The sequence below is a fragment of the Ectobacillus panaciterrae DSM 19096 genome (assembly GCF_000430785.1).
Lineage (GTDB): Bacteria > Bacillota > Bacilli > Bacillales > Bacillaceae_G > Ectobacillus > Ectobacillus panaciterrae.
Window position 1 is genome coordinate 61,969 of record NZ_AUMR01000034.1, and the last position, 11,824, is coordinate 73,792.

At 37.6% G+C, this 11,824-nt stretch carries 10 protein-coding genes and 2 pseudogenes; 2 read left to right on the forward strand and 10 right to left on the reverse strand.

Annotated features, from left to right (window positions below):
- Positions 1-633 precede the first annotated feature (633 nt).
- The 3 genes and pseudogenes from H540_RS29485 to H540_RS34535 form a co-directional block, all read right to left on the reverse strand.
- Positions 634-1,086, reverse strand: a pseudogene (locus H540_RS29485) (hypothetical protein); the annotation flags it as partial.
- A 33-nt stretch (positions 1,087-1,119) separates the two neighbouring features.
- Positions 1,120-1,395 carry a site-specific integrase gene (locus H540_RS35160; protein ID WP_281172483.1) on the reverse strand — a complete coding sequence of 92 codons (276 nt, stop codon included), beginning with the start codon at positions 1,393-1,395 and terminating at the stop codon, positions 1,120-1,122.
- On the reverse strand, positions 1,358-2,329 hold the full coding sequence (locus H540_RS34535; protein ID WP_028400605.1) for a DUF4158 domain-containing protein: 972 nt from the start codon (positions 2,327-2,329) through the stop codon (positions 1,358-1,360). Before H540_RS34535 ends, H540_RS35160 begins: the two co-directional genes overlap by 38 nt.
- Before the next feature lie 505 nt (positions 2,330-2,834).
- On the opposite strand from H540_RS34535, the gene ppsA reads away from it, so the two are divergent.
- On the forward strand, positions 2,835-5,450 hold the full coding sequence (ppsA, locus tag H540_RS0110500) for a phosphoenolpyruvate synthase (protein ID WP_028400606.1): 2,616 nt from the start codon (positions 2,835-2,837) through the stop codon (positions 5,448-5,450).
- A gap of 826 nt (positions 5,451-6,276) precedes the next feature.
- On the opposite strand, the gene H540_RS0110505 is transcribed toward ppsA, so the two are convergent.
- A complete protein-coding gene (locus H540_RS0110505; protein ID WP_028400607.1) occupies positions 6,277-6,972 on the reverse strand; it encodes a GNAT family N-acetyltransferase in 696 nt (231 codons plus the stop codon).
- 457 nt (positions 6,973-7,429) lie between these two features.
- On the opposite strand from H540_RS0110505, the gene H540_RS0110510 reads away from it, so the two are divergent.
- Entirely contained in the window at positions 7,430-7,879 is a 450-nt protein-coding gene (locus H540_RS0110510; RefSeq protein ID WP_028400608.1) for a GNAT family N-acetyltransferase, read from the forward strand.
- Between the two features lie 155 nt (positions 7,880-8,034).
- Here the strand turns inward: H540_RS0110510 and H540_RS35530 are convergent, their stop codons facing one another.
- From H540_RS35530 to H540_RS0110540, 6 genes and pseudogenes are all read right to left on the reverse strand, one after another.
- A complete protein-coding gene (locus H540_RS35530) occupies positions 8,035-8,280 on the reverse strand; it encodes a YueH family protein (protein WP_155891002.1) in 246 nt (81 codons plus the stop codon).
- A 10-nt stretch (positions 8,281-8,290) separates the two neighbouring features.
- Positions 8,291-8,611: pseudogene (locus tag H540_RS29495) on the reverse strand (recombinase family protein); the annotation flags it as partial.
- A gap of 145 nt (positions 8,612-8,756) precedes the next feature.
- Positions 8,757-9,137 (reverse strand): VOC family protein, encoded by a 381-nt coding sequence (locus H540_RS0110525; RefSeq protein WP_028400609.1) that lies wholly within the window; start codon positions 9,135-9,137, stop codon positions 8,757-8,759.
- An 83-nt stretch (positions 9,138-9,220) separates the two neighbouring features.
- Positions 9,221-9,736, reverse strand: a complete 516-nt coding sequence (locus H540_RS0110530) for an SRPBCC domain-containing protein (RefSeq protein ID WP_028400610.1) — start codon at positions 9,734-9,736, stop codon at positions 9,221-9,223.
- A 29-nt stretch (positions 9,737-9,765) separates the two neighbouring features.
- Complete coding sequence (locus tag H540_RS0110535) at positions 9,766-10,110, reverse strand: ArsR/SmtB family transcription factor (protein ID WP_028400611.1); 345 nt, start codon at positions 10,108-10,110, stop codon at positions 9,766-9,768.
- An 803-nt stretch (positions 10,111-10,913) separates the two neighbouring features.
- Positions 10,914-11,824, reverse strand: a 911-nt coding sequence (locus H540_RS0110540) for a group II intron reverse transcriptase/maturase (RefSeq protein WP_028400612.1), incomplete at its 5' end; no start/stop codon positions are given.

Consider the following 11,824-nt stretch of genomic DNA (forward strand, 5'->3'; position numbering starts at 1 on the left):
TAGATGTGTCGAATTCTATACGTACTAGAACCCTATAGAAGGAGTAACTGATATGAAGAAACCACCATCCTATGATCATCTCCTCGAGCAGTGGCTACAAGAAGTCGAATTCCACATGAAACAGGAGACCAATCGCCGACACTACGAGTGGTATCCAGCGGTGTTTCTTCATTCTTATATAAAGATTACCATATAACATGGTAATTATATACTCTTTATGCATCATTTGCCATATTTATCTACCTATCATTGTAACATAACTTAAATCACAGGGTATTATCTGAACATAGATTTATGAACAGAGTTTTTGAACATATTTATAGGGAAAAATCTACGAAACTAAGAATGAAATTGATGTGTCCAGAAAATAGTGACTTTCTGAACAAGATAAAAAACAAAATAAAAGGCTACCTGAAAAGGAGCCTTTTATTTACAAAGTAGTAACATATAATTCTAGGGAAGTTACTTCAAATAATAAAGAAAGTTACAATGAAATTTATGAGTTTCTGTACATTAAGGAGAAAACAAAGGTAATATCGTTAGTTTTTAAATCAAAAGTAAAATAATAAAGTGAGAGCCTTGACACTAAAACGGAGCAAAAATTCTCATCCTCTCATCATGGTTATTTTCTGCTTATTCATGATTAAATTTTTTAGTAGCAATCCAATAATTCGTTACAAAGAGTGTCAATAAAATCCAAACAAGTGTTAGTAGTACATTACCCATTGCGTTTGAATCTACTGATCCCATGATTAGCGTTTCCATTGCATGTTTACTCATATTGGCTGGATTTACCTGATCAATTATTGGACTCAAACCGACGATAATTCTACAACCGATAAGGAAAACAATTGAAATTAATGCGATAATACCCTGACTGTGAAAAATAGCACTAATCATCGTTGAAAAAGATACGATAAAAAGAACCCATAAAAGATAAAATAATAGTCCAGTAATCATGTGTGAGAATGGAACATCTGTAAAAAGATAATTTACGTATAGATAAGAAGCCAAGTATCCAATCGCTACACTACAAGCTGCTATCAAATAATTTGATACAATCTTTCCACCTATATGGGGTAATACCAGCGTAGCTGACACCACCCGCAAACATATGGATTAAATTAGGAATTCATTTATTACCTCGTTATATTCGAATTGTGCATCAGTAATTGCCAATTTCGAGTACACTTCCAACGATTTTCTGCTCTCGTGTCCAGAATACGATTGAATCAACACATCATCAATGCCTTGCTTTTTAAGCCAGGTCAACAGAAAATGGCGCAATTTGCGGGGAGACAGATTTTGAGATAGCTTGGCCTCCTCCGAGTATTTGGTTAATATCTTACGTATGCCTCTATCCGTGTATTTCTTTTTCCAGGACGATTCGAACAAATAGACAGCCTGCTTCTTTTTTCATCGAATCTGCGTGCATGGCCAACAATTCTTTGAATGATTGAGGGAACGGGACAATGCGATCCTTACTACCTTTTCCTTTGTTGATCCGGTTCTGGCAGTAATGAAAGTCGATGTCCGCTAGCTTGATATTGATAAGCTCACTAACCCGGACGCCGGTATACATCAGGGTTTTTACGGTCATCATGTCTTGAAAATTCTTGGCTTTCCAAACGACTTCATAGTAACGTTTCAATTTGCGAATCGTTCGAAGCTTATTAACTTCCTTTAATACACTATCAACTCCGGCACGGCCGGGGTCTGCTTTTAATTCTTTGAAGGATAGCTGCCCGTTATCCTTGCTGGTGACTTCGCTATCGTCAGTTTCCAAATACGCAATACTATCGATCAATGAATCCAACTTGGCTAAGGTTATGGAGGGAAGCTTTTGAAAAGTGGTTTGAAAGAAGGTTTCCTCGTAGGTGTGAATGGAGGATCGGATCAAACGCTCAATGCGATCCGGAGTGGGCGGTACGATTTTTAACTCACGAAAGCGACGATAAACGTGTTCTTTGAGATGTTCCATTTCATGATCGCGATGAAGCACATGCTGACATAGCCATTCGATCATGTTCTGTGCATCGTCTATCGTATCCTCGCGGAAACCGAAGAATTCCCTGATTTGCGTTCTATGGTATGTGATGGAACGGCCTGTCCAATCGTACTGAGCATACAATTCGGGTTCGAAATAAATCTGTTTGGCAATATAGGCAATCACGGCTTTCGGAACTTCGTACTTATGGCTTGGAAAACGTGCTTCATTTTGAAAAAACTTGAGCAGGACGGCAAAGCCTATCTTGGTTTCCCCCGTCTTATTCTCGATCAGACTCATCTCGTTCGGCAGTATCGTGAAATGCTCGATCAGCTCGTCCAATTCCCAATTTCACTTCATGTAATCCCCTCCGAAAAAAGTTCCTATAAGAGTGAGTATCGGAACTTAGTACTTGAAATGAGTATATCCAAGCTGTATATTTTAGACAATATGAGTCTCAAATAGTTCGAAGTTCCATCTGCAAAAATAAATTCGGAACTTTTATTTATGGGGACTAAGCTAACGGGCAGGTTAGCTCAATAAGAACCCGACGCAACTTCAGGATTTCCTTAGGCTGCATAGAACCGCTAGGGAACTATGCAGTGACGGAGTTCGGCTCGAACCATGGTTTTTGATGTGACTAATGATAGCGGGGAATCAAAAAAGAACCTGGATAGTTTTATCAGGTTCTTTTATATTGCATATAAACAGACACGATGATATAATCAGATTACGACTTTAATAAGTCACATAGACATAATTATTGCATCTTACACTTTAAGTGTACCATGCCGGTAAACTCTTGTCAAATGTTTTTTCTCAATTTAATGGTTAGGAGAGATATTGAATGAGTTCTTTGGTTCTCGGTTTTCAGGAAATGGAAAAAACGCAGCTTTTGCTCGTTGGCGGAAAAGGGTTAAATTTAGGGGAATTATCAAAAATTGAAGGAATACAAGTACCAGAAGGATTTTGTGTTACAACAGTGGGATATCAAAAAGCCATCGAACAAAACGAAACGTATCATGCTTTGTTGGATCGACTAACAATGCTAAAAGTAGCAGATCGAGATCAAATTGGTGAAATCAGCAGGAAGATTCGACAAATCATTATGGAAGTAGAAATTCCTTCCGATGTTGTGAAAGCAGTTACTCACTATCTCTCCCAGTTTGGCGATGAACATGCTTATGCAGTGCGTTCTAGTGCGACTGCTGAAGATTTACCACATGCCTCTTTTGCTGGTCAACAAGACACCTATTTAAATATCATCGGCAAAGAAGCAATCTTGCAGCATATCAGCAAATGTTGGGCTTCCCTATTTACGGATCGCGCGGTAATCTACCGTATGCAAAATGGATTTGACCACAGTCAAGTTTATTTATCCGTTATCGTTCAAAGGATGGTTTTCTCACAGACTTCAGGGGTTTTATTTACCGCTGATCCAATTACTTCCAATCGAAAGTTGCTATCAATCGATGCCAGTTTTGGACTTGGAGAAGCACTGGTCTCTGGCTTGGTATCTGCCGATTGTTATAAAGTACAGGAAGGGGAAATCGTCAATAAGAGGATAGCAACCAAAAAATTGGCTATCTATGGACTAAAAGAAGGCGGAACAGAGACCCAGCAGATCGATCCCGATCAACAAAAGACTCAAACACTTACTGAACAACAAATTTTACAACTGGCACGCATCGGAAGACAGATCGAAGCTTATTTTGGTTGCCCACAAGATATCGAATGGTGTTTGGTTGATGATACATTTTATATTGTCCAGAGTCGGCCAATCACTACTTTATACCCCATCCCTGAAGCAAATGATCAAGAAAATCACGTTTATGTATCTGTCGGTCATCAACAAATGATGACCGATCCCATGAAACCACTGGGATTGTCTTTTTTCCTGTTAACGACTCGTGCACCCATGCGTAAAGCTGGTGGAAGGTTGTTTGTTGATATCACACATATGCTGGCTTCACCTGACAGCAGAAAAATGTTATTAGATGCCATGGGACAACACGATCCGCTCATGAAAGACGCACTCATTACCATAATAGAGCGAGGAGATTTCATAAAATCTATACCAAATGATAAGCAAGAACAGAGTTCCGGTAAAATCAATAAAAGTGTGTCGTCTGCGGATTCTCAAGCACAAATCGAAAACGACCCGACAATTGTTTCTGATTTGATTAAGAGTAGTCAAACATCCATAGAAGAGTTAAAACAAAATATCCAAATGAAATCAGGATCGGATTTATTAGATTTTATTCTAGAAGATATCCAGCAATTAAAGAAGATTTTATTTGACCCACAAAGTTCGGGTGTGATTATGGCTGCTATGGATGCTTCATCATGGATCAATGAAAAAATGAACAAGTGGTTAGGTGAAAAAAACGTAGCAGATACGCTTTCTCAATCTGTACCAAACAATATTACTTCGGAAATGGGTCTGGCGCTATTGGATGTCGCAGATGCGATTCGTCCTTATCCAGAAGTAATTGATTATTTACAACATGTAAAAGATGATAACTTTTTGGATGAACTGGTTAAGTTTGATGGTGGACAGGAAACCCAAGACGCTATCTATGATTATCTCAGCAAATACGGAATGCGATGTACCGGAGAAATCGATATTACTAAAACTCGTTGGAGCGAAAAACCAACTACACTTGTCCCCATGATTCTTAGTAATATCAAAAACTTTGAGCCTAATGCTAGCAATCGGAAATTTGAGCAAAGGCGACAGGAAGCTTTGAAAAAAGAACAAGAGTTATTAGATCGATTGAAGCAATTACCGGATGGTGAACAAAAAGCTAAAGAAACAAAACGAATGATCGACCTAATCCGGAATTTCATCGGTTATCGGGAATATCCAAAATACGGCATGGTTAATCGCTACTTCGTTTATAAGCAGGCTTTGCTGAAAGAAGCCGAACAACTCGTACAAGCCAACGTTATTCATGAAAAAGAAGATATATACTATCTCACTTTTGAAGAACTTCACGAAGTCGTACGCACAAATAAACTAGATTACCAGATCATCAGCAAACGAAAAGACAAGTACAAATTATATGAAAAACTAACTCCACCACGTGTTATCACGTCTGATGGTGAAATCATTGTAGGTGAGTACAAACGAGAAAATCTCCCAGCCGAAGCTATTGTAGGTCTACCTGTTTCTTCCGGAGTTATAGAGGGGCGAGCACGTGTCATCTTAAACATGGAAGATGCTGATCTAGAAGATGGAGATATATTAGTCACCTCCTTTACTGACCCTAGCTGGACACCATTGTTTGTATCCATAAAAGGCCTAGTCACCGAAGTTGGTGGACTGATGACCCATGGAGCAGTTATCGCACGTGAATATGGCTTACCAGCAGTTGTCGGAGTGGAGAATGCTACCAAACTGATAAAAGATGGGCAACGAATTCGCGTGCATGGAACAGAAGGATATATTGAAATATTGTAATGGATGAATACACCAAGTAAGAGCCTCTGTCATAATGGACGGCATTAAATGCAACCTGTCATGGATAAAATGGCGGTTACCCTGTTCATCCTTTTATCTACCCATCTTAGTTAGGTAATTGGCAGTAAATCTATTGCAGTAATGGAGACGTTAGTTGAACAAACAGGACTGCAATTGGTATATTTATCACTCATAAAAAGAACTCTCCAGACGCGGAGGGTTCTTACATTTTTATCCATGTGTTTGCGGGTGGTGTCAGCTACGCTGGTATTACCCCTACTTAATGAATTACCATGTCCAATCTGTGATAATTGGTACAGCAAAACAAACTTTTCTCGTCATGCGAAAAATCACAATATAACTACACAGGAATTATTAGAAGGTAATAAGAAACGTGTTCTTCAAATGATCGATGAACGTAAAAAAGGTAGCTAATAAAAAGCTACCTTTTTTACGTTTGTAGATAACTTGTCCTACACCAAAAGACAAGCTCTACATAGAATAATAATGGGAAGAAACCTCCAAAATAATCTTTACCCCGAACGAAGAGCAAGGTTTGGTCAGCCTTGCTTTTCAATACATACGCAATACCTGTAAACAAAAAAGCCACCCTTCAGGACGGCTTTTTTGTTTACATAATTCCTGTTATCGGAAGTTATAAGACGCTATTTAGCGATATTATCTTGTAAGGCTGTAATGCCACAGTAATTTAAACTATGTTTCTTTAGTATTTGTAAAGCCTGTTCAGTAACGATAAGTGATCCATATTAGGAAAAGTTAAAATCATGACCAGACCAATCATTAAATGTGTTTTTTCCAAAACCTGTTAGTTAAAGATGTCTGCGGTACCCAGTTCCATCTTCTCAAGGCAATTGTTAAGAACCTTTTTATCGATTTCATTTACTAAATAATATTTTTCATTATAAATAGCCCGAATAGTTTCATTAATTTCTTTTTTAGTATTTTCATTACTTTGTAGATTTTTAATAAAAAGATTTAATGGTATATTACAACCTCCATCATGTAATGGTGGTTGTAAGTAATCAATTTTTTCATATTTCTTATAATCATTTCTTTCAAAAAATCTATTTCTCTTAATACAATTTTCTTTTTCTACTTCCGTATGTACCATATCTTGTGTTTCTGTTTCTAAGATCATAGCTTTTAGGGAGGTATTTCCTGCTGAAATAGCATCTTTGGTCAATAACTCTTCTAATTTCAATAATGTTTTCGAACCTAACCCCTTACTTCGTACAAGAGGATTAGTTACTATATAAACAATAAACCCTGAATTTACGTTAGCTAAGTAGTGTCCTTTTGCAAAAGAGACAAGTTGTTCCCCTTCAAAACCGATTAAGAAGCGAAAATTATTGGGCATTCTACTTCTTGCATATTGTAAACTTTTCAAAAAAATATTGTGTGCTTCTCTCACTTCAATAGGAAATGCTTGATCATGTAATTTTAAAACTTCTTCTAAGTGAATTAAATTATCATGTGTAATTTCATCCCACTTAATCGTCATAACTTTATCGCCTTTTCTATAAAACTTTATCAAGAGTACCATGAAATTCTATTATCAATTATATAATCCTTGTACAATTAATCTGCCTCATTAGGTTAACAAGAAAATCAACAACGATGTTTAATAGAGCTTTCATAAAAAAACCTCCTATATTTTTCGATGTCAATCACTTTTTACATATAATACCGTTAAAAGATTGTATTACCAACTTCAACTGCTTTGCCTTGTTAGTTGAACAAGTAACAATGAATACCCTATACATATAAGGTTTACATAACATATCATTATCAGCAGTCAATATATCTCAGACACTATAAGAATCCCTTCAGAATACAAAATCTGAAGGATTCTTTGTTCACATAATCAGTTTTATTGGAATTTAATTCCTATATCAAAGAAATTTAATTTATAATTATAGAAAATAGTAGACAATTCGTAATAAAGAAAGGAAATGGGTATGGAAGTATATCAAGCAACATTGTCAGATCTAAAAGGGGTTTCTAACTTATTTAATTTGTATCGGATGTTCTATAAACAACAATCTAATCTAAATGGAGCCGAACTTTTTATCTCCGAACGCTTAAAAAATGAAGAGTCGGTTATATTCGTCGCCGTTGATCAAGGTAAATATTTGGGGTTTACTCAATTATATCCTTCCTTCTCATCTGTTTCGATGAAAAGAACATGGATATTAAATGATTTATATGTGCATCAAGAAGCAAGAAAGAAAGGTGTCGCTCAAAAGCTTTTAGAAACAGCTAAAGAATATGCCCTAAGCACAGGAGCAAAGTCATTAGAGCTTCAAACAGCTCCAGGTAATAAAGACGCTCAAAGGCTATATGAAAAGAATGGATATAAAGTAGACTCATCATTCTTGAACTATTCTCTAAATTTAGTACATAGTTAAACTACATAATTTTATAATTCATTACTGTATATCATATACATGTCAAGTTTACATAACATCTCATTATCGGAAGTCAATGTATCTTGGATTCTATAAAAGGTCTTATCCTATTCCAAAACAGAAAGTGAAAATAACCCTCCTTGCAGCAAGGGGAGTTATTCCTCAGTTACCCATTCCTCTATGTAATCAGCTAATTTCTCAGCATGTCCATATTGTAGTCCTGCCTTATGGAACAGTGATTGTACCAATTTATTATGTTCGTCATCATATTCCGCGTGAGTGCCTAAGGTATAATCTAAAGCAAATGACCATGCTAGCTTAGGGATCGACACTAGAACCTTATTTTTCTCTATATTTTGAATGTAGATCAGCCAGTATTCGTTATTTTTGTTCCCATAAATTCTTTACGTTTCATTTTGCTACCTCCTGCTTCTTTTTAGCCCTAATTAGGGTACTCTTAGATATTCCAGTCATGTTCTCCACTTCTTTATAAGAATGAGTTTCTAGTAGCCCTAAAGCATGTGCTATCTGTTTTTTACTGAACTTATTTGGCCTACCCTCTCTAAAGTCCTCACGCTGTTTAGCAATAACTTTACCTTCCTGGGTACGTTCTACAATCATATCTCTTTCAAACTCAGCAAAAGCGCTCATTACATTGAATACTAGTCGCCCTGTTGGAGTGTCTTCTACCAGTCCCATATTTAGAATATGAACTTTGACGCCTTTATTAAAGAAAAGCGCCCGATTATGGAAGATCTTATTGAAGATAAGCCCCCCGTTACTTTAAGTGTAAATCATCACAATCTGTTTCGTAAATCAAAAAAGCAAAAAGGCGATGCCTTTATTCAAGCATCGCACTCGTAAATTGAATAGAAATTCACTTTTTTTCCATTACTGCAAAGTAATTATTTTCACTATCTGCAAAATTAAATACTCTACCTGAAGGCATATTTACAATTTCTCCGACTGTAACGTTTTTGTTTAATAAGTCACTATATAAATTATCGAATTTTTTTGAGAAGAACATTAAAGAAGGTGTACCAAGATTTAATTCAGGCTGCATTTTAGCAATTAGCTCCTTATTATGGAGAATAATACTTGTTTCAGCTTCTTTAGTTGGAGCAATTTCAATCCATCTCATTCCTTGACCGTTATCTTCCTCTGAAATTACACTAAACCCTACCTTTTCTGTCCAAAACTCCCTTGCTTCATCTTGGTTATTAACATACAACATGATTTGACCGACTTTACTAATCATTGATTTTTACCCCCCTTATATAAGTAATTACTAAACTCAATGCTCCTAGACATTACTAACGCCGAAACAGCGTTACGGTAAATCTACTTCAGCGACTCCACAAGCTCGTTCAAACGGTCCCAAGTTTCGGTGATGCCCTGCAGCATGCCCATGTCCATGACGGTCTTAAGGGCCTCTGCAGACACATATTCAGCACGGTTTATCAGCTTCGTCTTTCCATCCAAATCGATGAATTCCATTGTGATCTCGGTCGACGGCATGGAGTCATTCAAATTGCCTTCAGCATCCGAAAAGTAATCGGTGTAGACGATCTTCTCCGGCTCGATAATCTCCTTATAAACCCCTTTGCCCCAGGATTCCATACCAAAAAATTGACCTTGGTTCTGATCGACGCACTTCATACAGTAGTGCCAAACGCCTCCCGGACGGAAATCGACGGTGCAGACCGGAATCTCCCAGCCCCTCGGCCCCCACCAGCGTTTCAGATGCTCCGGCTCTTTAAACATCCTGAATACGAGATCGCGTGGCGCATCGAAAACGCGCTCCAGTACCAATACCCGATCGTTCTCTACTCTCGATACCAATGCGTTGTTTGACATCGTAATTCCTCCTTGAACATGAAATGATTTTATGTTTTTTCCTTGTTCTGCAATTCCTTCAAATAATCATCTAGATTGTCGAATCTTTCTTGCATCACGCGCCGGAAGGACTGTATCCAAGAATCCAGCGCTTGGAAGGGCTCGGGCTGGAGCTTGTAGATGCGGCGGTTAGCTTCGGCCTGCACTTCCACAATCCCGTTGTCACTTAGCACTTTTAGATGCTTCGAAGTTTGGGGCTGCCTCAATCCTAGCTGGTCGGCGATTTCCCCAACGGTCAGGGGACCGTCACGCAAGAGTTCGACGATATTCATACGATTTGGTTCAGACAAAGCGCTCAGCGTCGTCATGTTCACGCCCGGAATCTTCCCTGACATGTTGCTCACCTCATCAAGTGATGGTCTCCGGTTAAAGCACATCTACATCATCACTAATATTATCATCCTGTTGAATTGATTATACCCAATGAGGAATATTCCTGTCAAGGAATATTAAAAAAACTAAAGTGATACCTGGTCAGTGCCGAATTCACAGAATCCAATCCTTCATAGATTGAGTGAAAGTATGTTCTATTCATATCGTCCCGATTGGTACCTTTACTCTTCTCAATGTATCCATTTTTGACCAATTTCTCCAATCTCCCCATTTTAACTCAGTAAGAAGGAAAACGGTTGCGAGTACAATGAAAATCATATTTTACATACCTTATAACCATTAATCTCAGTAATTATTTCCATTTTATGTAAAAGTGGACTTTGATTAAAGTTCCCTAAAACCCTGTGTTTATACGAGACGATATACAATTTTTCCTATAAATTTCTTCTTTCACTATCCTGCACGTTAGCTTAAGTATGTTTCTTCACAATCTTCTCTATATGCTTTAACAGAAATATCTAATTTTCTTATTAAGTGTTATTCCACAAAATGGCCCGATTGTGGAACACAGTTAACACCTACTCTTCAACTAAACTGCTTACGTTAAACAAGAAACCCTTCCATAACTCTTAAGTTTTGACACCAAAAAAATGAAAAATCCCTTCAGCAATCTGAAGGGATTTCATGTTTATCGGCCCAGTACCAGGTGAAGTAGGGAGCCAGACGCCAAAAGCGTGTCAACTCCCCCTTCCCAAACCGTACGTGCGACTTTCACCGCATACGGCTTTCCAAGAACCTGCAACGACTATCTGGGATCGTAGGCTAAATCTCTTAATCTTAATCCATCGTATTCTCCGCGATGGATTTTTCTATGACATTCTTTACAAACTGGGATTTGTTTTCTATTAAGCTCACTTAATATGTCATTAAAACTATTCCGTACATTTTTTCCTCTTCGTACATGGCGAATATGGTGCATTTCAATATCCTGTTCTGCACAACAGACAACGCACGGTCTCCCCAATTTTGACCTTACTCGCATACCATCCATTATTTTTAGTATTTCAGGTTTAGTGTCTCGGGTTTGAAAGGCTAAAGGTTGTCTTGTCCAATCATGATTGTTATAGAAGGAGACTACATATGTTTTCCCATTAGCACGCTGCATTTGGAATGTGATATCTTTACCTAGTCTTTTAAATACTTTAGACATGGATATACGATATTTTCTGGCTAGCGTTTTTGCCAATGAAAATTTTAATATATATTGAATCCTACTCATTTTTGCAAAATTATCTGTAAACCGATAGTAATTTTGAAGACCTCGATTGACACTGTTAAACCTACTAATTATCTGATCTGTGTCCAAGGTCGTCCAACCATCTTTACATTTAGGTACTCCTAATGGAGTACAAAATCCTCGCATGCATAGTCTTTGCACTAGCTTCTTGACAGGAAGTTTCATAGTGGGACTAGTTTGACCTGCCCTAGCTTTGTAATATCGGTTAGCCTTTCTCGTGGTAGTTGTTACAAATACAGGTTTCCCATTTCTTCCACTTGAAAGATCGGTGCCCAAGAAATGCGCTCGTTCTGTTTGTGCATGTGTAATTTTGGTCTTCTCTTTACTCAAGGTCAGCTTCAGATTTTGCCATAAAAACAGCTTAAGTTCTTCCTTTATTTGTTTAGCTAACTTTAGCGGTCCACAAACTCCCAATATCC